Below are 25,178 nucleotides of genomic sequence, written 5' to 3' on the forward strand. Positions count from 1 at the left end.
GCTACTTCAACCACTTGTCGTACACGGCCTGAAACTCGCCCGTCGACCGGGCGAGATGCAGCCACTGATCGACATACTGCTGGAACGGCACATCGCCGCGCGGCAGCAGATACGCCTTCTCGCCGAACTGAAACGGCTTGTCCGGATGCACCGAGCACAGGCCCGGATTGAGCTTCTGCTGGAGCAGCGTTTCCGATGCGTCCGTGACCATCACGTCGGCCTTGCCTTCGAGGATCTGCTTGAAGATCGTCACGTTGTCCGGATACTCGATCAGCTGCGAGTGCGAAAAGAACTGCTTCGCGAAGCGTTCGTTGGTGCCGCCCGGATTGACGATGGTGCGCACGTTAGGCTGATCGATCTGCGCGACGGTCTGATACTTCTCCACATCGTCGCAGCGCACGATGGGCGTTTTGCCGTCTTCCATATACGGCTCCGTGAAGAACGCGCGCTTCTGCCGCTCGAGCGTGGTCGAGACGCCGCCCACGGCGATATCGCATTTCGCGATGAAATCGTTCATCAGATTCGACCACGACGTCTTCACGTACTCCGCCTTCGCCCCGAGCGATTTCGCGAGACTCTCCGCGAGGTCGATATCGATGCCCTCGAATTGCCCGTCCGGCCGCAGGAAGGAATACGGTTTGTAGTCCCCCGTCGTACAGACGCGTAGCGTGTGCCGCGCGAGAACATCGTCGAGCCGCGAAGCCGTTGCGACGGGTGCGGACGCGGCGGGCTTCGTGCCCGCGACCGTTCCGGCCTGAATCGTCTGAGACTGCGCGACGTTCGCGAGCGCGAGCGACATGGCAAAGGCAGAGGCGGCGAGACTCACAGACTTGCGTTGCATCGATTCTCCTGGTTTTTGTTGTATCGGCCCGTGGATCATAACGAGGCCTTTGGGTGTCTGAACACTCGGTCAAACAGCATAGGCCGCGATGCATGAGACTTCCCGAATTGCCGGGCTCAGTCAACGAAAACGCCCGGCCGCTCCGGTAGAATGGATGATTCTTTGCCTTCAGCATCGAGCGACGTGGCACACACTCTTCTGAACGACACCTTCCTGCGCGCGCTCCTGCGCCAGCCGACCGACTACACGCCGATCTGGCTGATGCGCCAGGCAGGACGCTATTTGCCGGAGTACAACGCCACGCGCACCCGCGCGGGCAGTTTTCTCGGCCTCGCGAAGAATCCGGACTACGCGACCGAAGTGACGCTCCAGCCGCTCGAACGCTTTCCGCTCGACGCCGCCATCCTCTTTTCCGATATCCTCACCGTCCCCGACGCGATGGGCCTCGGCCTGAACTTCGTCCAGGGCGAAGGTCCGCGTTTCGAGCGCACCGTGCGCACGGAAGACGACGTGAAGCGCCTCGCAGTGCCGGATATCGGCGCGACGCTGTCCTACGTCACCGACGCCGTGAGTCAGATACGCCGCGCGCTCACGGACGCGCAAGGCCGCCAGAAAGTGCCGCTGATCGGTTTCTCGGGCAGTCCGTGGACGCTCGCGTGCTACATGGTCGAAGGCGGCGGCTCGGACGATCATCGCACGGTCAAATCGATGGCTTATGCGCGTCCGGACCTGATGCACCGCATCCTCGACGTGAACGCGCAAGCCGTGACCGCGTATCTGACCGCGCAGATCGAAGCCGGCGCGCAGGCCGTGATGATCTTCGATACATGGGGCGGCGCACTCGCCGATGGCGCGTATCAGCGCTTCTCGCTCGAATACATCGCGAAGGTGGTTGCGGGTCTCAAGCGCGAGCATGACGGCGAACGCGTGCCTGTCATCACCTTTACGAAGGGCGGCGGGCTGTGGATCGAGGAAATTGCCGCAACGGGCGTCGATGCGGTCGGACTCGACTGGACGATGAATCTCGGCAAGGCACGGGAACGCGTCGGCTCGCGCGTCGCGCTGCAGGGAAATATCGATCCGAGCGTGCTGTTCGCGCCGCCTGCCGCCATCCGCACCGAAGCGCGGGCCGTACTGGAAAGCTTCGGGAATTTTCCGGGCCATGTCTTCAATCTGGGCCACGGCATCTCGCAGTTCACACCGCCGGAGCACGTCGCGGAGCTCGTCGACGAAGTCCATCGGCACAGCCGCGCCATGCGGGCCGGGCAACCTGCGCGCTGAGCGCGTACGAAAGCCGGCGTTACGGACGCATGCTGCGGCGCAACCTCGACGCGCCAGCGCGGCGTATCCGGGGCGGGAGCATTCTGTCCGGATCGCCCGTCTCTGGTGGAGCGCTGCGATGTCAAGACTGAACTTATACACATTTTGTTCGCTGCGGCGCGCCATCAGACGTATGGCCGCGGGCAACCAATAACGTGGCGCTATGTGTGCTGCAAGTCAATGATTTTTAACGAATTTAGACTGCTTCGCCCGATATGTGGGCTGGCGCACATAAGGCTTTCCTGACAGTGTTTGGCGCGCACTCGGACGCACTTCTCAACAAAGTTATCCACAGGCCTGTGGAAAGCATCGGAAAACCAAAAATAATCGGCGGTTTACAGGCGATTCTGATGTTTAACTTTAACTTCGTCCGGCTGAAGCCCGCGCGCATGTCAAGCCGCTGTCCATGGAGCGATGGACGATGACGAATGTCTTCGTGCGCGTCGCCGTCGACCAGCCGATGCCGGTGTTGTTCGACTACCGCTATGCGCTGCCGGCCGCGCCGGCCGTCGGCATGCTGGTGCTCGTGCCGTTCGGACGGCGCGAAGTCGTCGGGCTGATCTGCGAAATCACCGCGTCGAGCGACGTGCCCGCCGACAAGCTGCGCAACGTCATCGCACTCGGCGATCGATGCGCGCCGCTCGCCGAAGCCTGGATCGCGCTTGCGAGTTTCGCCGCTGATTACTATCAGCGCGGCCTGGGGGAAGTCGCGTTGCCGGCGCTGCCCCAGGCGTTGCGCGACGCATCGCGCTGGGAGCGTCTTTTCGCTGTCGAGCCGCGCTATCGCTTGTTGCCGGAGGGACGCGCGCGTCTCCCCGATGAATTGCCCGCGCGCGCCAGCGCGTTGCGCCGTCTGGCCGAGGCGCTCGCGGATCAGCCGTCGCTCGGTCTCTCCGATGCCCGCGCGCTGCATCCGAAAGCAGGCGCGACATTCGACGATTGGCTCGCGCGCGGCTGGATCGAGCTTGCGACACCGGACGCCGCCGAACACGACGCGGCCGCACAAACGCTCGCCGCCCCGACCGGCGCCGCGCCGTTGCCGGTGCTGACCGACGAACAGCGCGAAGCCGTCGAGGCCATCTCCGGCGCGCAAGGCTTCGCGCCGTTTCTGTTGCACGGCGTGACGGGCAGCGGCAAGACGGAGGTCTATCTGCACGCGCTCGCCGCTTTGCTCGCCGCGCGGCCCGATGCTCAGGCGCTCGTCCTCGTTCCCGAAATCAACCTGACGCCGCAGTTCGAGGCCGCGTTCCGCGCACGTTTCGCAGCGCTCGCGGACGGCTCCATCGTCACGATGCACAGCGGACTGGCCGAAGGCGAACGCGCGCGAAACTGGCTCGCCGCGCACACGGGCAGCGCGCGCATCGTGCTCGGCACGCGCCTCGCGATCCTCGCGTCGATGCCAACGCTCGCGATGATCGTCGTCGATGAAGAGCACGATCCCGCCTACAAGCAGCAGGAAGGCCTGCGCTATTCCGCGCGCGATCTGGCGATCTATCGGGCGAAGCAACTGGATATTCCCGTCGTGCTCGGGTCGGCGACGCCGTCGCTCGAAACCTGGTGGCAGGCGGAACAGGGGCGCTACACGCGGCTGACGCTCACGCGCCGCGCCGTCGCGGAAGCCGCGTTGCCGGCGGTGCGGCTCATCGACCTGGAAGAGGAGCGACGGCGCGGCCGCGCGTCCGTCGACGGGCTGGCGGGGCCGCTCATCGCCGCCTTGAAGATGCGCGTCGAGCGCGGCGAGCAAAGTCTCGTGTTCCTGAACCGGCGCGGCTATGCGCCAATCCTGTCCTGCGACGCCTGTGGCTGGGTCGCCGGCTGTCCGCGTTGCAGTGCCTACGCGGTGCTTCACAAACCGGAACGCGCGCTGCGCTGTCATCACTGCGGATGGGAGTCGCGCATTCCGAAGTCCTGCCCGGATTGCGGCAACATCGACATCGCGCCGATGGGCCGCGGCACGCAGCGCGTCGAGGAAACGCTCGCTAGCGTGGTGCCCGGCGCACGCGTGTTGCGTATCGACGCCGACAGCACGCGTCGCAAGGGCAGCGCGCAGGCGCTCTTTTCCGACGTGCACGCGGGCGAAGTCGATATTCTCGTCGGCACGCAGATGATCGCGAAAGGCCACGATTTCCGCCGCGTGACGCTCGTCGGCGTGCTCAATGCCGACACCGCGCTCTTCTCGCACGATTTCCGCGCAAGCGAACGGCTCTTCGCGCAACTGACGCAGGTGAGCGGCCGCGCGGGACGCGCGGGCCTGCCCGGCGAAGTGATGATCCAGACGCGCTATCCGCGTCACGCACTCTATCAGGCGCTATCGCGGCAGGATTACGTCGGTTTCGCCAACTCGACGCTCGCCGAACGGCGCGACGCGCGTCTACCGCCGTTCGTCTATCAGGCGATGCTGCGCGCCGAGGGCCGCACGTTGGAAGCCGCGCTCGATTTTCTGGCCGAAGCGGCGGCGGCCTTCGCTCCGTTGCCAGGCGCGGACCGCGTGACCGTCTATGACGCGGTGCCGCTCACCATCGTGAAAGTGTTCAACGTCCATCGCGCGCAGTTGTTGCTGGAAAGCGCGTCGCGGGCCGCGCTTCAGGCGTCGCTGCGCGCGTGGCAGCCGGTGCTGCGCTCGCTCAGGGGCGTGCTGCGCTGGAATGTCGAAGTCGATCCGCTGGACGTTTGACTTCAGGCGCGTCAAGCATCGGCGCGGGCGCGTCGAGGTCTCCGTAAGCGTCCTCCATCCGACGATGACGCAGCGAAGCGCCCCGCACGAACAACACAGCGCAACCCGCCAACATCGCCCAAACCCCGGTCACCACCATCCAAGTGCTCATGCTCGTTGCTCTCCCCGAAACCGCGGCGCGTCGACCGCGAATGCAGCGCCATGGGCGGCGCGTTGCGTTTATATCGGCGGCATCCGGCAGTTTGCTTAGGGCTCGTCTCAAAAAAATTCGGACTAAGGGAAAATACTAGGCGCTCACCCCGATTGGCCGACTGGCGGCGCACCGCGCAAAGCCTTGTCCTATAAGGGTTTCATGACGGTGCAACCATAGCGAAAATCTCGGTTGCACCTTTTATATCAGCGGAGTACGATTCGCCAACTTTTTGGTCTTTGGCCGGGTGGGCACGACCGGCAAACGAAGGAAATATGGCGAGCACAACCCTAGGCGTCAAAGTCGACGATCTGCTGCGTTCCCGGCTGAAAGATGCCGCGACGCGCCTCGAGCGCACTCCCCACTGGCTGATCAAGCAGGCGATCTTCGCCTACCTCGAGCGCATCGAGCACGGCCAGCTTCCGCCCGAGTTGTCGGGTGCGAACGGCTCGTCCGAATTGGCCGACGCCGCTCCCGTCGATGGCGACGAGGACGGCGCGCCGCATCCTTTCCTCGATTTCGCGCAGAACGTGCAGCCGCAGTCCGTGCTGCGCGCGGCGATCACGGCGGCGTATCGCCGGCCCGAACCGGAGTGCGTGCCGTTCCTGATCGGCCAGGCGCGCCTGCCCGCGACTGTCGCCGCCGAAACCGAAAAGCTCGCGACGAAGCTCGTCGAAGCGCTGCGCGCGAAGAGCTCGGGCGGCGGCGTCGAAGGCCTGATCCACGAGTTCTCGCTGTCGAGCCAGGAAGGCGTCGCGCTGATGTGCCTCGCCGAAGCGCTGCTGCGCATTCCCGACCGCGCCACGCGCGACGCGTTGATCCGCGACAAGATCAGCAAGGGTGACTGGAAATCGCACATGGGCCAGGCGCCGTCGCTGTTCGTGAACGCGGCGACGTGGGGCCTGATGATCACCGGCAAGCTCGTGACGACGAACAGCGAAGCGGGTCTGTCGTCGGCGCTGACGCGTCTGATCGGCAAGGGCGGCGAGCCGCTGATCCGCAAGGGCGTCGACATGGCGATGCGCCTGATGGGCGAACAGTTCGTCACCGGCGAGACGATTTCCGAAGCGCTCGCGAACAGCCGCAAGTACGAGGCGCGCGGTTTCCGTTACTCCTACGACATGCTCGGCGAAGCCGCGACGACGGAAGAAGACGCGCAGCGCTACTACGCGTCCTACGAGCAGGCGATCCACGCGATCGGCAAGGCGGCGGGCGGGCGCGGCATCTACGAAGGCCCGGGCATTTCGATCAAGCTGTCCGCGCTGCATCCGCGTTACTCGCGCGCGCAGCAGGAGCGCACGATGAACGAGCTGCTGCCGCGCGTGCGCTCACTCGCGCAACTGGCGCGCCGTTATGACATCGGTTTGAACATCGACGCCGAAGAAGCCGATCGTCTCGAACTCTCGCTCGATCTGCTCGAAGCGCTGTGCTTCGATCCGGAGCTCGCGGGCTGGAACGGCATCGGCTTCGTGGTGCAGGGTTATCAGAAGCGCTGCCCGTTCGTGATCGACTATCTGATCGATCTCGCGCGCCGCAGCCGTCATCGCTTGATGATCCGCCTCGTGAAGGGCGCGTACTGGGACACCGAAATCAAGCGCGCGCAAGTCGATGGCCTCGAAGGCTATCCGGTCTACACGCGCAAGATCTACACCGACATCTCGTACCTCGCGTGCGCGAAGAAGCTGCTCGGCGCGCCGGATGCCGTCTATCCGCAATTCGCGACGCACAACGCGTTCACGCTTTCCGCGATCTATCACCTCGCGGGACAGAACTACTATCCCGGCCAGTACGAGTTCCAGTGCCTGCACGGCATGGGCGAGCCGCTCTATGAAGAAGTGACCGGGCGCGACAAGCTGAACCGTCCGTGCCGCGTGTATGCGCCGGTCGGCACGCACGAAACGCTGCTTGCGTATCTCGTGCGCCGCCTGCTGGAGAACGGCGCGAACACGTCGTTCGTGAACCGCATCGCCGATGAATCCGTTCCGGTGAAGGAGCTCGTGCGCGATCCGATCGACGAAGCGCAGCTGATCACGCCGCTCGGCGCGCCGCACGCGAAGATTCCGCTGCCGCGTCAGCTCTACGGCAACGAGCGCTCCAACTCGATGGGCCTCGATCTCTCGAACGAGCATCGTCTGGCGTCGCTGTCGTCGGCGCTGCTCGCGAGCGGGAATCATCCGTGGCGCGCGGAGCCGATGCTCGAAGGCGGCGCCGTCGGCAACGGCATCGCGCGCGACGTGCGCAATCCGTCGGATCTGCGCGATCTCGTCGGCACGGTCGTGGAAGCATCGTCGGAGCAGGTGAGCGCCGCGATCGCGAATGCGGTCGCCGCCGCGCCGATCTGGCAGGCGACGCCCGTCGAAGATCGCGCCGATTGCCTCGCGCGCGCCGCCGATCTGCTCGAAGCGCAGATGCACACGCTGATGGGCCTCGTCGTGCGCGAAGCGGGCAAGTCGCTGCCGAACGCGATCGCGGAAATTCGCGAGGCCATCGATTTCCTGCGCTACTACGCGTCGCAGATTCGCGCCGAGTTTTCGAACGATACGCATCGTCCGCTCGGTCCGGTCGTGTGCATCAGCCCGTGGAACTTCCCGCTCGCGATCTTCATGGGTCAGGTCGCCGCCGCGCTCGCGGCGGGCAATCCGGTGCTCGCGAAACCCGCCGAGCAGACGCCGCTGATCGCCGCGCAAGCCGTGCGCATTCTGCGCGAAGCGGGCGTGCCCGCGGGCGCGGTGCAACTGCTGCCGGGCAACGGCGAAACCGTGGGCGCCGCGCTGGTCGCCGATCCGCGCACGCGCGCCGTGATGTTCACCGGTTCGACGGAAGTCGCGCGCCTCATCAACAAGACGCTCTCGGAGCGCCTCGATCCGGATGGCCGCCCGATTCCGCTGATCGCCGAAACCGGCGGCCAGAACGCGATGATCGTCGATTCGTCGGCGCTCGCGGAGCAAGTCGTCGCGGACGTGCTGCAGTCGTCGTTCGATTCGGCCGGCCAGCGCTGCTCGGCGTTGCGCGTGCTGTGCCTGCAGGACGACGTCGCCGATCGCACGCTCGAAATGCTGACCGGCGCGATGAACCAGCTCGCGGTCGGCAATCCGGATCGCCTGTCGACGGACGTCGGCCCGGTGATCGACAGCGACGCGAAGCGCGGCATCGATGCGCATATCGCCGGGATGCGCGACAAGGGCCGCAACGTCACGCAGCTGCCGCTGCCCGACAACTGCGCGCAAGGCACGTTCGTGCCGCCGACGCTCATCGAGCTCGACAGCATCGACGAGCTGAAGCGCGAAGTGTTCGGCCCTGTGCTCCATGTGGTGCGTTACCGTCGTTCGAACCTTGATAAACTCCTCGACCAAATTCGCTCGACCGGTTACGGATTGACGCTCGGCATCCATACGCGCATCGACGAAACCATCGCGCATGTGATCGCGCGGGCGCACGTGGGCAACATCTACGTGAACCGCAACGTGATCGGCGCGGTCGTCGGCGTGCAGCCGTTCGGCGGCGAAGGGCTGTCGGGCACGGGTCCGAAAGCGGGCGGCGCGCTGTATTTGCAGCGTCTGCTGGCGAAGCGCCCGACCGGCTTGCCGAAGTCGCTCGCGAGCACGCTCGTGGTCGATCAGGCCGCGTCGAAGGACACGCCCGCCGCGGCGCTCACCGCGTTGCGCGACTGGGCGATCGGCGAACGCGATCCGCAGACGGCCGCGCGTTGCGACGGCTATCTGCAGCACGTGATGGCGGGCGCGACGGCGGTGCTGAACGGTCCGACGGGCGAGCGCAACACCTACACGCTCGGCGCGCGCGGCACGGTGCTGTGCGTGGCGGCGACGGCGAGCGGGGCGCGTGCGCAACTGGCCGCCGTGCTCGCGACGGGCAACAAGGCGTTGTTCTCGGGCTCGGCGGGCGAGCAGCTGGCGGCATCGCTGCCGGCATCGCTCAAGCCGTTCGCGTTCGTGAAGAAGGCGGCCGACGTCAATGCCGACTTCGACGCCGTGCTGTTCGAAGGCGACAGCGATGAACTGATGTCGCTCGTGAAGGAAGTCGCGAAGCGTCCGGGACCGATCGTATCGGTGCAGGGCGTGGCTGCGGGAGCGTTCGCCGACGCCGGCCACGACGGCGAAGACTACGCGCTCGAACGGCTGCTGACGGAACGCTCGGTGAGCGTGAACACGGCGGCGGCGGGCGGTAATGCGAATTTGATGACGATCGGTTGAGTTATCGCTCGAGCGCTCGATACAAACGAATTCAAACAAGCGGCAGCGGGCGCGGCGATCCCGGCACAAGCTGCCATCCACACTGGAACCAGGAGAAGCTATGAAGCACACGATGACCAAGCTGGCAGTAGCCATGACGCTCGCCGGCCTGTCGGTCGCGGGGACCGCTGTTGCGCAGCAAGCCGAGGACGTGAAGGTTGGTTACGCAGGACCGTTGACCGGCGCGCAGGCGCACTACGGCAAGGACATGCAGAACGGCATCACGCTCGCCGTCGAAGATTTCAACGCAACGAAGCCGGTGATCGGCGGCAAGCCGGTTCGCATCGTGCTGAACTCGGCCGATGACCAGGCCGACCCGCGCACGGGCACGACCGTCGCGCAGCGCCTCGTCGATGACGGCATCAAGGGCATGCTCGGCCACTTCAATTCGGGTACGACGATCCCGGCTTCGCGCATCTACGCGAACGCGGGCATCCCCGAAATCGCGATGGCGACGGCGCCCGAATACACGACGCAAGGCTTCAAGACGGCCTTCCGCATGATGACCTCCGACACGCAGCAAGGCTCGGTCGCGGGCGAGTTCGCGGTGAAGAACCTGAAGGTCAAGAAGATCGCGATCGTCGATGACCGCACGGCTTACGGCCAGGGTCTCGCCGACCAGTTCGAGAAGGCGGCGAAGGCAGCGGGCGGCACGATCGTCGTGCGCGAGTTCACGAACGACAAGGCCGTGGACTTCAAGGCGATTCTGACCAAGATCAAGTCGACGAACCCGGACCTCGTGTACTACGGCGGCGCCGATTCGCAAGCCGGCCCGATGGTCAAGCAAATGAAGACGCTCGGCTTCCGCGCACCGCTGATGGCGGGCGAAATGGTGAAGACGGACACCTTCCTGAAGATCGCGGGCGACGCGGCTGACGGCACGGTGGCATCGCTCGCCGGCCTGCCGATGGACGAAATGCCGGGCGGCGCCGACTACTCGGCGAAGTACAAGAAGCGCTTCAACGAAGACGTGCAGACCTACTCGCCGTACGCCTACGACGGCGCAATGGCGATGTTCACCGCGATGAAGGCGGCCAACTCGACGGATCCGGCGAAGTACCTGCCGTTCCTCGCGAAGACCGACATGCAGGGCGTGACGGCGAAGCACCTGTCGTACGACTCGAAGGGCGATCTGAAGAACGGCGGCATTACGCTGTACAAGGTCGTCGGCGGGAAGTGGACGACGCTGCAGAGCGTGGGCGGCAAGTAACGCGAGCCTGCGATCGCAGGCTTGATTCCAACGGCCCGGTTCGCGTTTGCGGCCGGGCCGTTTGTCATGGGGCCGTCCGGACCTTGACCGCGGCCGGGCCCTTGTGCCCCATGCCTTTCAGGAAGCTCACTTCCATGCCTTTGTAGAGTTCGTCGAAATCGGTGTCGACCAATGCCGAGCAATAGAAAAACAGGTTTTCCCTGGCGCCCTCCGGCGTGATGAACCCGTATCCGTTTTGCACGTGGGCGATGGTGCCGACTTTCCAGTCGTCATCGTGTTCTGCGCCGATGGCTTGCGCCGCGGTCTTGCGGCGCTGAAACAGCAAGCTCAACGCTTCTTTTTCCTCTCCCTGCGCGCTGTCCATCCGGTCGATCACGTCCGACATCATGACCGGATACTTCGCCTCATTCAGGAGCAACTGGCTCGGCCGCGTGCCTTTCTGCTCTCCGCTTGCCGCGTCGTAGGCGAAGGTCCAGCCGAGCACCAGCACAGGCATGCCGAGTGCCTTGAGCTTGCGCGCGAGCTGGATATAAGCGGCGTCACCGGCGATGAGCGCGATGACGTCGAACCGTTGATGCACAGCCATATCGAACGCGTCGAGCGCGAGCCATACATCGATGCTGCTTTCCTTGCCTGCGAAATTCACCGGCAAGTAATGCGTGGTGACACGCTCTTTCATCAGGATGTCGTCCAGGACGCGTTCGTTGTATAGCGTCTCGGATGCTTTCTCGATGCTTTGCTGAGCGGAGAATCGCTCGCGAAAATAATGCGCTTCGGTGATCTGGCAATCAGCCGAACCTACGCCTTCCTCGCTGGCGAATTTATAGCGGATGTATTCGTGAAGCCCGCGCACGGAAATCCACGCGTTCTTCTTGTGTTGGTGCATGTAGTACTTTCGGACAAGGTCGAGATAGTTGCCGTCATAGAACACGCCGACCCTGATGAATCGTCTCGTAAGTTTTGACATTGCCTGATACGTCGAATGAGGCCAAGGAACATGCTCCTCCAGGGAGCAGCGCAAATATTGGCGATTGACGGAGACGAAATCAATACTAAGAGATGCCAAATAATCGGCCGAGTACGATTTTGGGAGAATAAATAGGGCGGATCGGCAAAGATCTACGTCTGCCGGCAGATAATCATCAGAAAACTTCTATGAATAATCAACTTTTCGGCGTTGCATTCCGGCGTTTATAGCCGGTCACCATCGCCCGAATAAGATTTTCCCGCGTCCAGAAACTCATCAACACCGCCGCGGCGATGTGTACGCAGACGCAAACCTCGACCGCGATGGAAAGCCACGTGTGAATCTCCTGCGGCCACTCTTCGCCCCAGAACGCGTCGAGGCGCATGATCCAGCCCGACACCGCGAGCCCGAGAATCAGGAGCCACAGGAAGAGCGCCATCAACCCGCCGAGCGGATTGTGCGAGAGATGATGCAGCGGTTTGCCCGCAACCAGCGACCGGAGATAGTCGATGAGATGCGAGGGCGTCGGCCACCACGCGGAGAAGCGCGCCGACCGCGATCCGACGAAGCCCCACGCGATGCGCGCCACGACGAGCCCGGCTGCGACATACCCGAGCAGCCGGTGCGTGGAATCCGTTGGTCCGAACAGATTCCACAAGACGATGCCCGCAACCATCCAGTGCGTGAGCCGCACCCAGACATCCCAGACTTTCACGGGCATCGTCATGAGCGGAAAGCCAGCGGGCTTACTCGACTTCCGACTTCACGACGGCCAGCGTCTTCGTGTCGTAATAAATCTCGACCTTCTTGCCGTCCTTGTCGTGGCCGTAGATTTCGTAGCAGTTTCCGTCGACCTTGAACTTGCGGATCTTGTAGCCCTGCGCTTCGAGCTGCGCCTTGGCGTCCGATTCCTTCATCCATTCGCTCTTCGGGTGCGCCGTGCAGTCCGCCTTCGCGAACGCCGCACCCGAGAAACCCAATGCCAACGACAAAGCCAGAACCTTCAGCATCGCTAACTCCCAGTAGTTTTCGGACTGGCTACTCTACTGCCACCGGGAGTGCGCCGCAAGAAGATTGAAAGTTTGTCGCTTAGCCCTTGCCTTGCTGGCGAATTTGTTCAAGTGTCGCGCCCGGTGTGCTCTGATCCTGCGGAATGCGGATTTCGATCAACGCCGGCAGACCGGAATTGCGCGCGCGCTCGAACGCGGGCATGAACTGATCGGTCGTCTCGACGAGCTCGCCATGCGCGCCGAACGCGCGCGCATAGGCGACGAAGTCCGGATTCGTGAGCCCGGTCCCGTGCACGCGATTCGGGTAATGGCGCTCCTGATGCATGCGGATCGTGCCGTACTGCGCGTTGTTCACGACGATGAAAATCACCGGCAACCGATATTGCATGGCCGTGGCGATTTCCTGGCTCGACATCATGAAGCAGCCGTCGCCCGCGAACGCGATCACCGTGCGCTCCGGATAAAGCGATTTCGCGGCGATCGCGGCGGGCACGCCATAGCCCATCGCACCGCTCGTCGGCGCGACCTGCGAACGGAAGTGCCGATACGAATAGTGCCGATGCAGCCACGTCGCGTAATTGCCCGCGCCGTTCGTGAGGATCGAATCGGCGGGAATCGTCTCCGCGAGCTGACGCATGATCTCGCCGAGCTGCACGTCGCCGAGCATCGGGCGCGGCTTGCGCCATTCGAGGTACGCGGCGCGCGCGGCCTCGACTTCGCCGCCCCACGCGATGTTCGCGGGCGGCGTCAGCGCGGCGAGCATCGACACGATTTCCGGCATGCCCGAGACGATCGGCAAATCCGCGTTATACACACGCCCGAGCTCCTCCGCGCCCTGATGCACGTGGATGAGCGTCTGCTTCGTCTTCGGGATGTCGAGCAGCGTGTAGCCGCCCGTCGTCGATTCGCCCATGCGCGGGCCGAGCACGAAGAGCACGTCGGCGTCGCGCACGCGCGCGGCGAGCGCCGGATTGATGCCGAGGCCGACATCGCCCGCGTAGTTCGGATGCTCGTTGGAGAGCGTGTCCTGATAGCGGAACGCGCAGCCCACGGGCAGCTTCCATTGCTCGACGAAGCGCGCGAAATCCTGCGTCGCTTCGGTCGTCCACCCGCTGCCGCCCGCGATCACGAACGGCTTCTTCGCGCTCGCGAGCAATTCGCGCAGGCGTTCGATCTGCGCCGCCGACGGCGATGCGGCCACGCGCTGATAGCGCGGCGCGGGCGGCGCGGCATCGACGGTTTCGGTCAGCATGTCTTCCGGCAGCGCGAGCACGACCGGACCCGGACGGCCCGACGTCGCCGTGTGAAACGCGTGGCTCAGATATTCCGGCACGCGGCGCGGATCGTCGATTTGCGCGACCCATTTCGCCATCTGCCCGAACATGCGCCGATAGTCGATTTCCTGGAACGCCTCGCGATCCATGTGCTCGCGGGCGCATTGGCCGATGAGCAGGATCATCGGTGTCGAATCCTGAAACGCGGTGTGCACGCCGATCGACGCGTGCGTCGCGCCGGGGCCGCGCGTGACGATCGCGACGCCCGGCCGCCCCGTCAGCTTGCCGACGGCTTCGGCCATGTTCGCCGCGCCCGCCTCGTGGCGGCAGACGATCGTCTGAATCTGCGAGGTTTCGTCGTGCAGGGAATCGAGCACGGCGAGAAAGCTCTCGCCGGGCACGCAGAACACGCGTTCGACGCCGTGATGCACGAGCGCATCGACGACGAGGCGCGCGCCGGTGGTTTGACCTTGGGGAGATGCCGATTGCGCGGTGGGGACAGCGGACGCCATGCGAAGAAGTCTCCTTGGAATGTCCGGACGCGTCGAGGCGAGCCGGATCGTGGGCGAACAGACCCTAGAGCTTACGCCGTCGCGCGCGCGTCCGGAAAAGCGCGGGGCGGAATCTTTTTCCGAGGCGCGCATCGCCGCGTTTCCATCAGCCGAAATACCCCTTTTTCTCACCCTTTATCCAGCGATGGACAAAAGGCGAAGTTCGCAATAATGGCCTCACTGAAAAGCGGGCACGGCTATGAGCCAGACGCGCCCGCCTCGCAAAGATCGCAGTCTCACCTCATCGGGGGCCAGTTTGAACATTCGTAAATTCATCGGCGCGAACAGCCGCGACGCATTGCGCCAGGTTCGTGAAGCGCTCGGACCCGATGCCGTGGTGCTGTCGAATCGCACGCTCGATGACGGCTCCGTCGAGATCGTCGGTGTCGCGGATAGCGATATCGCATCGATTTCGCCCGCCGCGCAGGAGCAGGCGGTGCGCTCGGCCGGCACGTCGCGCGCCGTGCTGGCGGCCGCCGCCGCCGCGATGCCGATGAAGCAGCCGGCCGCGAATCCGTACGCGAGCGGCGATGTGTTCTCGTCGGTCTTCGGCGCGAACACCGACATCGACGATGAAGAAGACCACGCCCGAGCGAACGAAACCGCATCCGATGACGAAGCGCCGCGCACGATGGCCGATTCGAATCCGTGGCTGATCGAGCATGCGAAGCGCATCGCGCAGCAGGCGACGATGCCGTCGAACCGGCCGCTCACGGCATCCGCCGCGATCGCGCGCGGCATGGGCGTGCCGAAGCCGGTGTCCGAGCAGGAAGCGCGCGCCGACAAGACGCCGGAAACCGGCAAGTACGCGCTGCGTCAACAACCGAAGCGCGTCGAAGCAGCCGTCGAGTCGAAAATCGAAACTCCTGACTGGGCTCGCGAAGCCGCGCAAGTCGCCGCGCGCCGCGCCGCCCAGAAGATCAACGCGAGCGTGCCGCACGCCGATGCGCCCGCTGCACAAGCTGCACACGCCGCGCCGGAAAGCGCGTTCGACGGTTTGCCCGCGAACGCGGCGGCCGTCGTCACCGAAGCGATCCGCGCGCGCATGGAGCAGGTCGTCAACGAAACGGTCATGAACGAGCTCTCCTCGATGCGCTCGATGATGGAAGAGCACTTCTCCGGGCTGATGTGGGGCGAGCGCCAGCGTCGCAATCCGACGGGCGGCGCGCTGACCAAGCGTCTCTTTTCCGCCGGCTTCTCCGCGCAACTCGTGCGCATGATGATGGACAACATGCCCGAGATGGAAAGCGTGGAAGGCGCGCTCGAATGGGTGCAGCAAGTCCTCGAATCGAACATCCCGGTGATGGACAGCGAAGACGCGCTGATGGAGCGCGGCGGCGTGTTCGCGCTGATGGGCCCGACGGGCGTCGGCAAGACGACGACCACCGCGAAGCTCGCCGCGCGCTGCGTGATGCGCTTCGGCGCAAGCAAGGTCGCGCTGCTCACGACCGACAGCTACCGTATCGGCGCGCACGAGCAACTGCGCATCTTCGGCAAGATTCTCGGCGTTTCGGTGCACGCGGTGAAGGACGGCGCCGACCTCCAGCTCGCGCTGTCCGAACTGCGCAACAAACATATCGTGCTGATCGACACGATCGGCATGAGCCAGCGCGACCGCATGGTCTCCGACCAGATCGCGATGCTGTGCGGCGCGGGTCATCCGGTGCAGCGCATCCTGCTGCTCAACGCGACGAGCCACGGCGACACGCTCAACGAAGTCGTGCAGGCCTACAAGAGCGCGCCGGATCAGCCGCCGCTCGCGGGTTGCATCCTGACGAAGCTCGATGAAGCCACGAACCTCGGCGGCGTGCTCGATACGGTGATCCGCTACAAGCTGCCGGTGCATTACGTGTCGACCGGCCAGAAGGTGCCGGAGAACCTGTACGTCGCGACCAAGCGTTTTCTCATCAAGAGCGCGTTCTGCATTCCGCGTGACGGCTCGCCGTTCGTGCCGCAGGACGAGGAAGTGCCGGCGCTGCTCTCGGCATTGTCCGCGCGCGCCACGACCGACATGCACGAGGTGCGCTTTGGATAAGTTCGTGCTCGACCAGGCGGAAGGTCTGCGACGGCTCCTCACGCGCGCCGGTTCGCGCGTGGTGGCGGTCGCAGGCGGGCCGGCGGGCATCGGATGCACGTCGGCGGTGGTGAATCTCGGCGCGGCGCTGTCCGTGCACGGCAAGGATGTGCTCGTGATCGACGAGCATCGCGACGCGGGATCGGTGAGCCGGATGCTCGGCCTGTCCGACGCGGGCGCGCTCGCCGCGGTGATGTCGGGCCGGCGTGCGCTGGCCGATACCGTCGAGCGCACGCCGTTCGGCTTCTCGCTGATCGCGGCGCCGCGCGACGAGCGCATCGTTCACGACGCCGCGCAGTGCCGCGCGTTGCTCGACGGTCCGGCGGACATCGTGTTGATCGATGCGCAGCTCGATCGCCACGGCGCGCTCTCGACGCTCGCGACGCAGGCGCATGACTTTCTCGTCGTGACGCGGGTGGCCGCGTCGGCGATCACCGAGGCGTATGCGTGCATGAAGCGTCTGCACTACGCCCATGCGATCGGCCAGTTCCGCGTGCTCATCAATCACGTGCAGAACCCGGCCGACGCGGCGGTCGCGTTCGACAACCTGTCGGGCGTCGCGAGCCGGTATCTGGCCGTGTCGCTCGTGCAGGCGGGGTATGTGTCCGAGGATGCGCGCGTCGCTCGGGCGAAGGAACTTTCACGCTGCGCAGTCGACGCGTTCCCGGCCACGGCCGCGGCGCGCGACTATCGCGCGATCGCGGCGGAACTCCTGCACTGGCCGATGCGTCCCGCGCCTTTTCCGGCGAAGACCGAGAGCCAGAGAAACGCGCGCATTCCGGTAGGCGACTCTGATCACGGCGTGCGGGAAGCCTGGCTTTCCGAGCATGCAATGAGCAGCACGGCGTCGATGTGATCAAGATAGGTGACCAAGATGTATAACGCCCAAGGCAAACTCTCACAGTCGGAAGTGCTGACGAAATATGCGCCGCTCGTTCGCCGGCTGGGGCTTCAGCTCGTCGCCAAGATGCCGGCGAGCGTCGATCTCGACGATCTCATCCAGGCCGGCATGATCGGCCTGATGGACGCGGCGAGCCGCTACAAGGAAGATCAAGGCGCGCAGTTCGAAACGTACGCGAGCCAGCGCATTCGCGGCGCGATGCTGGATGAGCTGCGCGCGAACGACTGGCTGCCGCGCAGCATGCGCAAGACATCGCGCGAAGTGGAATCGGCGGTGCACAAGGTCGAGCAGAACCTCGGCCGCGCGGCGAGCGAGACGGAAATCGCGGAGCACATGAACATGCCGCTTCCCGAGTATCAGTCGATGCTGCAGGACTTGCACGGCAGCCAGCTGATCTACTACGAAGACTTCGACCGCTCCGCCGACGACGAGCCGTTCCTCGACCGCTATTGCGTCGACCGTTCGGACCCGCTTTCGGCGCTGCTCGACGACAGCCTGCGCGGCGCGCTGATCGAAGCCATCGACAAGCTGCCCGAGCGCGAGAAGCTCCTGATGAGCCTGTATTACGAACGCGGCCTGAACCTGCGCGAAATCGGCGCGGTGATGGAAGTGAGCGAATCGCGCGTGTGCCAGTTGCACAGCCAGGCGGTTGCGCGTCTTCGCACGAAGCTGCGCGAGCAGGCGTGGACGGGCGTCGAGGCCTGATGCTTCAGTTCGTTTCGAAGTCGCGCGTCTCGGCGAGCACGGTCTTGCCTTCGCCGAGACTTTTCGCGCGATACATCGCGCGGTCGGCGGCGCGCAGCACGGCGGTCATGCCGGATTGATGCGCGGCCGTCGCGCTGGAAAGCAGGCATGCGCCGATGCTCGCCGATACCGACACCGGCCGCTCCTGCACCGAGGTGATCGCGGCGAGCACCGAGTGAATGCTGTCGGCCATGGCGAGCACCGCGGCGGGATCGCGCACCTGATGCGCGAGCACGACGAACTCGTCGCCGCCCAGACGCGCGATGGTATCGGTCTTGCGCATGCGCTTGCCGAGCGATTGCGCGAAGGCCTGCAGCAGCATGTCGCCGACGGCATGGCCGTAGGTGTCGTTCACTTCCTTGAAGCCGTCGAGATCGATGAGGAGGAGCGCGGTGGCGCTGTCGCCATCGGCTTCGGGCGCTGACATCGCGCGATCGACGATCTGCTCGAGCGCATAACGGTTCGACAGACCGGTGAGCGGATCGGTCGATGCCTGACGCGCGAGATCGCGATTCGCGCTGCCGAGCCGGTCGACGAGCACGCTCAGATACACCGATGCGCCCAGCACGCTCAGGCCCAGCCCGATCGCGGCGGGGATATTCGCATTCCACCACGGCTGCCAGATCCCGAGCGCCACGACGATGACGAGCGCCGTCGCGCATGAAACGGCGAGCGTGCGCTTCCCATAGCGGCATCCCGAGCCGATCAGAAACCAGAACATCACCCAGATGAGCGGCAACCCGATGGCGCCGCCGGCGGCGAGCGCGAGCCCGAGCAGCGTTTGATCGGCGATGGTCGTCATCGTGAGACGCGTCACCGAAGGCGAGCGCATGCGCCTGACGATCAGGAGCGTGACGGCACCATAAGACACATAGAGCGCGACGATGCGCGTGACCATCGATGCATCGTGCGACGGACGGAGCCACGCGTAGATGCCGTAAGCCAGAAGAACCGCCGCTCCCATCCAGATCCGCAGCGTGGCCTGCTCGCGTTCGGGATTCCGGTGCTCGGACCATGCGAAGGCATAAGCCCGGCGTGCCGGTTGTTGCGCCTGCTCCATACTGAACCCCTGGATGGTGATTTCTTTCTTTTATCGTGCTGTTATGTACTGCGGCCCCGTCGCATGGCATCGGTGGGATGGCGCGACATCGAATGGCACCGAGCGAGCGATCCGCTATTTTGCAATGTTTTGCGAAGACGCTGTGTTTCGTGTAAGAACGGCTTTCAAACGACTTTTTCCGATTCACCGTGATGCGCGACGAATCTTCCTCAGCCTCATTAACGGCGGAATGGCTGCCGGTCTGTAATAGCGAAGACGTGCCGGAGGGCGAGGCGCGCGGGTTCATCGTCGCCGATGAGCGGATCGTCGTGTGGCGCGACGGCATCGGTGCGGCGCACGTCTGGCGCGATTACTGTCCGCATCGGGGCGCGCAGTTGTCACTGGGGCACGTGATGCGCGATCAGATCGTGTGTCCGTATCACGGATGGCGTTATGACATCGAGGGGCAGTGTTTGCGGATTCCGTCGAGTCCGTCGCTGCGCCCATCGAAGCGCGTTTGCACGACGACGTTCGTCAGCGAGGAGAAATACGGCGTTATCTGGATGTGCTTCGGCGAGCCTGCTTATGCGCTCGATTTTTTTCCCGAAGCCGCGATTCCCGGTGGCCGGCGCATCAATCTCGCGCCGCAGACGGTGAGATCATCGGCGCCGCGCGTTGTCGAGAATTTTCTGGACATGGCGCACTTTTCGTTCGTGCACCAGGGCATTCTCGGCGAAGAGGCGCATACGGAAGTGCCGGACTATGAAGTCCTTGCGACCGATGGAGGGCTGGAGGCGCGGCATTGCCGATACTGGCAGCCCGCGGGCATTCCGGGGCAAGGCGGCGGCGCGATGATCGAGTATGTGTATCGCGTGAAGCGGCCGATGATCGCGACGCTCACGAAGATGGCGGGCGGCGGGCTGGGGGCGTTGCATATCATGCTGGCGGCATCGCCCGTGTCGCAGACGGAGACGCGGGCCTGGCTCGTTTCCATCCACGAGGATGACACGACGCATTCCGACCAGGCGCTTTATGACTTCAACATGGAGATCCTGATGCAGGACACGCCGATCGTGGAGTCGCAGTGGCCTCGACATTTGCCGCTCGATCTCGATGCGGAGTTGCATCAGAGGTGCGATCGGATGGCGGTGGCTTATCGGAGATGGCTGGCGGGGATGGGGTTCGGGTGGGGGACGACTCTTCGCGCAGCGCCGACCTCGGCTCTTTCAGGCGACGGCTGATCCGAGCGGATAGTCATACTGCGACGGCCGCGGCCATTGATTCGGACTGCGGAATCGCTTGACGAAGTAAGCGCGTCGATCAGCACTGCGGTAGGCAAATCCCGTTTCCTGACGTGAAAACGCCCAAGGGTTTGGCGCGTCCTGGATAGGTGGACGGCGAATTGCCAAGGACGGGATGACAGAAATTCTAATCGGACCGGCGGATGGATGAGTCTGGAAACACAGCCGCGCTTGCTGGTTGTTGCCGAATTAGTTGAAGCGGAATTCTTGGCGCGCCCGGCTGGGATCGAACCAGCAACCCCTGCCTTCGGAGGGCAGTACTCTATCCATTGAGCTACGGGCGCATCGGAGAAAGACCTTGCTGAGGGATAAACAAAAGCCGAAAGTCGGCTGCAAGGCCCATGCGAATCCGAGAGGATACCTGTTTTCCATGACTTCGTCCATCGCGCGAGGCCCAACGCGTCCGCGCGACACGACGCCCAAAGCCTCACGCGATTCGGGTAAACGCCCGCTCCGCCGTGCCGGCCACCCCGCGCCGACAGTTAAGCGTTCCGTCTATAATCGACCGTGCCTTTCCCCAAGGCGCGCCCAAGCGCAATGCTGTAGCTGTCACGCTGTCACTGAACCGACTCACACCAAAAAACGGGAGACGAGACAAGCATGAGCGAAGCACCCCACGGAGCCCCGATCAAGACACCCGGCCAACTCATCGCCGCGGTCATCGCGGGATTCGGCATCCCGGTCGCCATCATCATCCTGCTGGCGGTCTACGTGAACAATGCGACACGCACTGGCGCCGGTACCGATCTCGAATCCTCGGTCAAGGAGCGCATCGCGCCCGCCGCGCAGGTCGATGTTCGCGACGCCAACGCGCCGCGCGTCTACAAGACCGGCGAGGAAGTCTACAAGGCCGTGTGCTCCGCCTGTCACGCGGCAGGCACCGCAGGCGCGCCCAAGTTCGGCGATGCCGGCGCATGGGGCACGCGCATCGGCGAAGGTTACGACACGCTTCTGCACAACGCGCTCAACGGCAAGGGTGCGATGCCCGCGCGCGGCGGCACCAGCCCCGACGATTACAGCGACTTCGAAATCGCCCGCGCGGTCGTCTATATGGCGAACGGCAGCGGCGGCAAGCTCGCCGAACCCGCGCAACCCGCGCCGGGCGCGGCCGCCAGCGCGGGCGCATCGGCCCCGGCGGGCGCGAGCTCGAACGAAAACGCGCAAGCCGCCGCCGCCGTGGCAGCGCTCGCATCCGTGCCGCAAACGGCATCGGCGGCGCCGGCAGCGGGCGCGCAAAGCGCCGACGCAGCCCAGGCCGGCAAGGCACTGTACGAGCAGGTCTGCCAGGCATGTCACGCCGCCGGTGTGCTCAACGCGCCGAAGTTCGGCGACAAGGCCGCCTGGGCGCCGCGCCTCAAGGAGCCGATGGATACCGTCTACAACTACGCGTTGCACGGCAAGGGCGCCATGCCGCCGAAGGGCGGATCGAACGCACCGGATGCGGATGTGAAGGCGGCCGTCGATTACATGGTCAACGCGGCAAAGTAATGCCCGATCCGAAATGAAAAAACCCTGCGTCGCGGCGCAGGGTTTTTTCGTTTGAAGCACGACAAAAGCATCAGGTCTTCTGCAACATCGCCTTGAGCATCGCCATGCGATCCTTCGGCGACAAAGGCGCTTCTTCCTTCGTAGGCGGCGGCGCGTCATCAAGCAGCATCTCGGGGATGAAGCGCGACGGCTCGCACACCACCGTCTCCCGCGCGCGCTTTCTCTTCTTGCACCAGTTCAGATGCAGGCTGCGCTGCGCCCGCGTGATCGCCACATACATCAGCCGGCGCTCTTCCTCGATGCGCGAATCGTCGATGGGCGCGTCATCGTCGGAGCTGCCGCGATGCGGCATGATGCCTTCCTCGACGCCCACCAGAAACACGTGCGGATACTCCAGCCCCTTCGACGCATGCACCGTCGACAGCCGCACCGCGTCTGGGTCTTCCTCCTTGCCTTCGAGCATCGACATCAGCGCGACGGTCTGGATCAGGCCGAGCAGGTTCTTGCCTTCATCGGCGAGACCGTCGGCAGTGTCGTAGCCCGTCTGCTCGGTTCCGGGCGCGGCCTCCGGCTTCGTGCCCTTGCGCTTCAGCCATTCGAGAAACTCGAGCACGTTCTGCCATTTCGACTGCGCCTGGCGCTCGTCGTACGCATCGTAGAGATACGACTCGTAGTGGATGGCTTCCATCATGTCGTCGAGCACTTCGGTCGCGGGATCGCGCGCGGCGCGGTCCGACAGGCGACGGATCCACTCGCAGAACGTGCGCAGCGGCTCGACCTGCCGCGCCGACAGCCGCGCCTCGATGCCGCCCATGAACACCGCCTCGAACAGCGACACCTTCGCGGCCCCCGCGAACGCGCCGAGCGCTTCGAGCGTGGTATTGCCGACACCGCGCCGCGGCGTCGTGATCGCGCGGATGAACGCGGGATCGTCGTCGGGATTCGCAATCAGACGCAGATACGCGATGAGGTCCTTGATCTCGGCCTTGTCGAAGAACGACTGCCCGCCCGACAGCACATACGGAATGCGCTCGCGCCGCAAAACCTGCTCGAAGATACGCGCCTGAAAGTTGCCGCGATAAAGAATCGCGTAATCGCGAAACTGCGTGCGCCGCTCGAACTTGTGCGCCGACAGCCGGAACACGACGGATTCCGCTTCGTGCTCCTCGTCGTTGCAGCCGGTGACGGTGATCGTGTCGCCCATGCCGTGCTCGGACCACAGCTTCTTCTCGAACAGCTTCGGATTGTTCGCGATGACGTTGTTCGCCGCCGTCAGAATCCGCACCGTCGAGCGATAGTTCTGCTCCAGCTTGATGACGTGCAGCTTCGGGAAATCCTTGCCGAGCTGCGCGAGGTTTTCGATGGTCGCGCCGCGCCAGCCGTAGATCGCCTGATCGTCGTCGCCCACGGCGGTGAACGCCGCGCGCGGGCCGGCCAGCAGCTTCACGAGTTCGTACTGGCACGCGTTCGTGTCCTGATATTCATCGATCAGCAGATAACGCAGGCGGTTCTGCCACTTGTCGCGAATCGGCTCGTTCTCCGCGAACAGCTGGGCGGGGCGCAGGATCAGATCGTCGAAATCGAGCGCCTGATACGCGTGCAGCGTGGCCGCATAACTGCGATAGACGATCGCCGCCTGATGCTCGTCCTCGTTGCTGGCGAGCACGGATGCCTGATCGGGCGACACCATCGCGTTCTTCCACAAGGAAATGATCGACTGGATCTTGCGGATCAGACCCTTGTCGGTCGTGCCGAGCTGCTCCTGAACCATGCCGAAGCAGTCGTCCGAATCCATGATGGAGAACTGCGGCTTCAGTCCGACGTGCTCCGCTTCCTGCCGCATGATCTGCACGCCGAGCGAGTGGAACGTGCAGATCGTCAACTGATTGACGGGAATCTTGCGGCCTTCCTTGCCGGGCGTCGTGAGCGTCTTGCCTTCGAGCAGTTTCCCGGTGCGCTCGCGCATTTCGAGCGCGGCCTTGTTCGTGAAGGTGAGCGCGGCGATGTGCTTCGGCTCGAAGCCGCGTCCTTCGATCAGATGCGCGATCTTCTGCGTGATCACGCGCGTCTTGCCGCTGCCCGCGCCGGCGAGCACGAGACAGGGACCGTCGAGATAGCGCACGGCTTCGCTTTGCGCGGCGTTGAGACCTGCGGACATCGTTTTGGGCTTGGATATCTGGCGCGCGCGGCGGACCGGCGCATGGAGGAGAGCGCGATGTTAACACGATAGAACCGGCACGGTTCCGGCCCTCGTTCGTGCCACAATATCCGACCGAATTCACGACAGGACGATGCCCGCATGAACACAGCACTGAAAGTCGGCGTAATGGGTTACGGCCTTGCCGGCGCGACGTTTCACGCGCCGGTCATCGAGCACTGCGGCCGCGCCGAGGTGACGGCCATCGCGACGAGCCAGGCCGAGCGCGCGCAGGCCGACTATCCGAACGCGCAAATCGTCGCGGACTTCGACGCGCTGCTCGCCGTCGACGGGCTCGAATGCGTCGTCATCGCGACGCCGAACGACACGCACTTCGATCTCGCGCACCGCGGGTTGTCGGCGGGCAAGCACGTGGTCGTCGACAAACCCGTGACGCTCTCCGCGCGCGACGCCCGCACGCTCGCCGATCTCGCACAGCAGAAAGGCCTGATCTTCGCGCCGTTCCACAATCGCCGCTGGGACGGCGATTTCATGACGGTGCGCGCGCTCGTCGAAAGCGGGCGGCTCGGGCGCATCACGCATTACGAATCGCATTTCGACCGTTTCCGCCCGAAAGTGCCGCAGCGCTGGCGCGAGGAAGCGGAGCGCGGCGGCGGGCTGCTGTTCGATCTGGGACCGCATCTGATCGATCAGGCGCTGACGCTCTTCGGCGCGCCGCAGACGGTGACGGCGTTCGTGAAGGCGCATCGCGATCACGCGCACGCGCCGGACTACGTGCATCTCGTGCTCGGCTACGGCGACAAGGAAGTGATCCTGCACGCGAGCGCGCTCGCCGCGCTGGAGCCGCCGCGTTTCGCGATTCATGGCACGCGCGGCAGTTATGTGAAGAACGGGCTCGATACGCAGGAAGATCAATTGCGTTCGGGCATGCGGCCGGGCAATCCGGAGTTCGCGAAGAATCCGCCGGGCGTGCTGCGCGAAGTCGATGGCGACCTCGATCTGCGTCACGAATTCGCCACGAAAGACGGCGCGTATATCGAGTTTTACCGGTCGCTGGCGGCGTCGATTCAGGATGGGAAGCCGTTCCCGGTCTCGCCGCAGGATGCGGTCGATACGATGACGATCATCGAGCTGGCCATTCAGAGCGACGCGGAAGGGCGGCGCGTGCCGTTCGAGCGCCGGTGAC

The 25,178-nt window shown here is 64.5% G+C and carries 17 protein-coding genes and 1 tRNA gene; 10 read left to right on the forward strand and 8 right to left on the reverse strand.

Annotated elements, in window-relative coordinates:
* Position 1: 1 nt before the first annotated feature.
* Positions 2–841 (reverse strand): transporter substrate-binding domain-containing protein, encoded by an 840-nt coding sequence (locus AWB78_RS01720; RefSeq protein WP_096031728.1) that lies wholly within the window; start codon positions 839–841, stop codon positions 2–4.
* A 183-nt stretch (positions 842–1,024) separates the two neighbouring features.
* Between AWB78_RS01720 and hemE the strand changes: the two genes are divergently transcribed.
* The 4 genes from hemE to AWB78_RS01740 all read left to right on the forward strand — a co-directional run bounded on the left by hemE (position 1,025) and on the right by AWB78_RS01740 (position 10,485).
* Positions 1,025–2,122: a uroporphyrinogen decarboxylase gene (gene hemE, locus AWB78_RS01725; protein WP_062601769.1), complete on the forward strand. Its 1,098-nt coding sequence runs from the start codon at positions 1,025–1,027 to the stop codon at positions 2,120–2,122.
* Positions 2,123–2,582: 460 nt separating this feature from the next.
* Positions 2,583–4,835, forward strand: coding sequence for a primosomal protein N' (locus AWB78_RS01730; RefSeq protein WP_062601606.1), 2,253 nt, complete (start codon positions 2,583–2,585; stop codon positions 4,833–4,835).
* Between the two features lie 465 nt (positions 4,836–5,300).
* Positions 5,301–9,236 (forward strand): trifunctional transcriptional regulator/proline dehydrogenase/L-glutamate gamma-semialdehyde dehydrogenase, encoded by a 3,936-nt coding sequence (gene putA / locus AWB78_RS01735; RefSeq protein WP_062601607.1) that lies wholly within the window; start codon positions 5,301–5,303, stop codon positions 9,234–9,236.
* Positions 9,237–9,336: 100 nt separating this feature from the next.
* Positions 9,337–10,485: a branched-chain amino acid ABC transporter substrate-binding protein gene (locus AWB78_RS01740; protein ID WP_062601608.1), complete on the forward strand. Its 1,149-nt coding sequence runs from the start codon at positions 9,337–9,339 to the stop codon at positions 10,483–10,485.
* A 64-nt stretch (positions 10,486–10,549) separates the two neighbouring features.
* Here AWB78_RS01740 and AWB78_RS01745 read toward each other — a convergent pair whose 3' ends face one another.
* From AWB78_RS01745 to AWB78_RS01760, 4 genes are all read right to left on the reverse strand, one after another.
* Positions 10,550–11,452, reverse strand: coding sequence for an NYN domain-containing protein (locus tag AWB78_RS01745; RefSeq protein WP_063958918.1), 903 nt, complete (start codon positions 11,450–11,452; stop codon positions 10,550–10,552).
* Between the two features lie 196 nt (positions 11,453–11,648).
* A complete protein-coding gene (locus tag AWB78_RS01750; protein ID WP_062601771.1) occupies positions 11,649–12,173 on the reverse strand; it encodes a cytochrome b/b6 domain-containing protein in 525 nt (174 codons plus the stop codon).
* Positions 12,174–12,198: 25 nt separating this feature from the next.
* On the reverse strand, positions 12,199–12,462 hold the full coding sequence (locus AWB78_RS01755) for a PepSY domain-containing protein (RefSeq protein WP_061158588.1): 264 nt from the start codon (positions 12,460–12,462) through the stop codon (positions 12,199–12,201).
* A 79-nt stretch (positions 12,463–12,541) separates the two neighbouring features.
* A complete protein-coding gene (locus AWB78_RS01760; protein ID WP_062601610.1) occupies positions 12,542–14,248 on the reverse strand; it encodes a thiamine pyrophosphate-binding protein in 1,707 nt (568 codons plus the stop codon).
* Positions 14,249–14,543: 295 nt separating this feature from the next.
* Between AWB78_RS01760 and flhF the strand changes: the two genes are divergently transcribed.
* From flhF to AWB78_RS01775, 3 genes are read left to right on the forward strand one after another with little or no spacing between them, the layout of a single operon-like run.
* Positions 14,544–16,322 carry a flagellar biosynthesis GTPase FlhF gene (flhF, locus tag AWB78_RS01765; protein ID WP_062601611.1) on the forward strand — a complete coding sequence of 593 codons (1,779 nt, stop codon included), beginning with the start codon at positions 14,544–14,546 and terminating at the stop codon, positions 16,320–16,322.
* Positions 16,315–17,217 carry a MinD/ParA family ATP-binding protein gene (locus AWB78_RS01770; protein ID WP_062601612.1) on the forward strand — a complete coding sequence of 301 codons (903 nt, stop codon included), beginning with the start codon at positions 16,315–16,317 and terminating at the stop codon, positions 17,215–17,217. The genes flhF and AWB78_RS01770 overlap by 8 nt, the downstream gene beginning before the upstream one ends.
* Before the next feature lie 18 nt (positions 17,218–17,235).
* Positions 17,236–17,967 carry an RNA polymerase sigma factor FliA gene (locus tag AWB78_RS01775; protein ID WP_062601613.1) on the forward strand — a complete coding sequence of 244 codons (732 nt, stop codon included), beginning with the start codon at positions 17,236–17,238 and terminating at the stop codon, positions 17,965–17,967.
* A gap of 4 nt (positions 17,968–17,971) precedes the next feature.
* Here AWB78_RS01775 and AWB78_RS01780 read toward each other — a convergent pair whose 3' ends face one another.
* The gene (locus AWB78_RS01780) at positions 17,972–19,066 is read right to left on the reverse strand and encodes a GGDEF domain-containing protein (RefSeq protein ID WP_062601614.1); all 1,095 of its coding nucleotides are present in this window, start codon (positions 19,064–19,066) and stop codon (positions 17,972–17,974) included.
* Between the two features lie 191 nt (positions 19,067–19,257).
* Between AWB78_RS01780 and AWB78_RS01785 the strand changes: the two genes are divergently transcribed.
* Positions 19,258–20,286, forward strand: coding sequence for a Rieske 2Fe-2S domain-containing protein (locus AWB78_RS01785; RefSeq protein ID WP_062601615.1), 1,029 nt, complete (start codon positions 19,258–19,260; stop codon positions 20,284–20,286).
* A gap of 268 nt (positions 20,287–20,554) precedes the next feature.
* Here AWB78_RS01785 and AWB78_RS01790 read toward each other — a convergent pair.
* Positions 20,555–20,630, reverse strand: a tRNA-Arg gene (locus tag AWB78_RS01790).
* A 316-nt stretch (positions 20,631–20,946) separates the two neighbouring features.
* On the opposite strand from AWB78_RS01790, the gene AWB78_RS01795 reads away from it, so the two are divergent.
* Positions 20,947–21,834: a c-type cytochrome gene (locus AWB78_RS01795; RefSeq protein WP_062601616.1), complete on the forward strand. Its 888-nt coding sequence runs from the start codon at positions 20,947–20,949 to the stop codon at positions 21,832–21,834.
* A 70-nt stretch (positions 21,835–21,904) separates the two neighbouring features.
* Here AWB78_RS01795 and AWB78_RS01800 read toward each other — a convergent pair whose 3' ends face one another.
* Positions 21,905–23,992, reverse strand: coding sequence for a UvrD-helicase domain-containing protein (locus AWB78_RS01800; RefSeq protein ID WP_062601617.1), 2,088 nt, complete (start codon positions 23,990–23,992; stop codon positions 21,905–21,907).
* A 141-nt stretch (positions 23,993–24,133) separates the two neighbouring features.
* On the opposite strand from AWB78_RS01800, the gene AWB78_RS01805 reads away from it, so the two are divergent.
* Positions 24,134–25,177 carry an oxidoreductase gene (locus AWB78_RS01805; RefSeq protein WP_062601618.1) on the forward strand — a complete coding sequence of 348 codons (1,044 nt, stop codon included), beginning with the start codon at positions 24,134–24,136 and terminating at the stop codon, positions 25,175–25,177.
* Position 25,178 lies beyond the last annotated feature (1 nt).

The sequence above is a fragment of the Caballeronia calidae genome, assembly GCF_900044055.2.
Classification (GTDB): Bacteria; Pseudomonadota; Gammaproteobacteria; order Burkholderiales; family Burkholderiaceae; genus Caballeronia; species Caballeronia calidae.

Coding starts and splice junctions, on each gene's coding strand:
- AWB78_RS01755 (WP_061158588.1), bottom strand. CDS start 12,462: ATGCTGAAGGTTCTGGCTTTGTCGTTGGCATTGGGTTTCTCGGGTGCG.
- AWB78_RS01775 (WP_062601613.1), top strand. CDS start 17,236: ATGTATAACGCCCAAGGCAAACTCTCACAGTCGGAAGTGCTGACGAAA.
- AWB78_RS01745 (WP_063958918.1), bottom strand. CDS start 11,452: ATGTCAAAACTTACGAGACGATTCATCAGGGTCGGCGTGTTCTATGAC.
- AWB78_RS01740 (WP_062601608.1), top strand. CDS start 9,337: ATGAAGCACACGATGACCAAGCTGGCAGTAGCCATGACGCTCGCCGGC.
- putA (WP_062601607.1), top strand. CDS start 5,301: ATGGCGAGCACAACCCTAGGCGTCAAAGTCGACGATCTGCTGCGTTCC.
- AWB78_RS01805 (WP_062601618.1), top strand. CDS start 24,134: ATGAACACAGCACTGAAAGTCGGCGTAATGGGTTACGGCCTTGCCGGC.
- AWB78_RS01750 (WP_062601771.1), bottom strand. CDS start 12,173: ATGCCCGTGAAAGTCTGGGATGTCTGGGTGCGGCTCACGCACTGGATG.
- AWB78_RS01730 (WP_062601606.1), top strand. CDS start 2,583: ATGACGAATGTCTTCGTGCGCGTCGCCGTCGACCAGCCGATGCCGGTG.
- AWB78_RS01795 (WP_062601616.1), top strand. CDS start 20,947: ATGAGCGAAGCACCCCACGGAGCCCCGATCAAGACACCCGGCCAACTC.
- AWB78_RS01760 (WP_062601610.1), bottom strand. CDS start 14,248: ATGGCGTCCGCTGTCCCCACCGCGCAATCGGCATCTCCCCAAGGTCAA.
- AWB78_RS01800 (WP_062601617.1), bottom strand. CDS start 23,992: ATGTCCGCAGGTCTCAACGCCGCGCAAAGCGAAGCCGTGCGCTATCTC.
- AWB78_RS01785 (WP_062601615.1), top strand. CDS start 19,258: ATGCGCGACGAATCTTCCTCAGCCTCATTAACGGCGGAATGGCTGCCG.
- AWB78_RS01780 (WP_062601614.1), bottom strand. CDS start 19,066: ATGGAGCAGGCGCAACAACCGGCACGCCGGGCTTATGCCTTCGCATGG.
- AWB78_RS01720 (WP_096031728.1), bottom strand. CDS start 841: ATGCAACGCAAGTCTGTGAGTCTCGCCGCCTCTGCCTTTGCCATGTCG.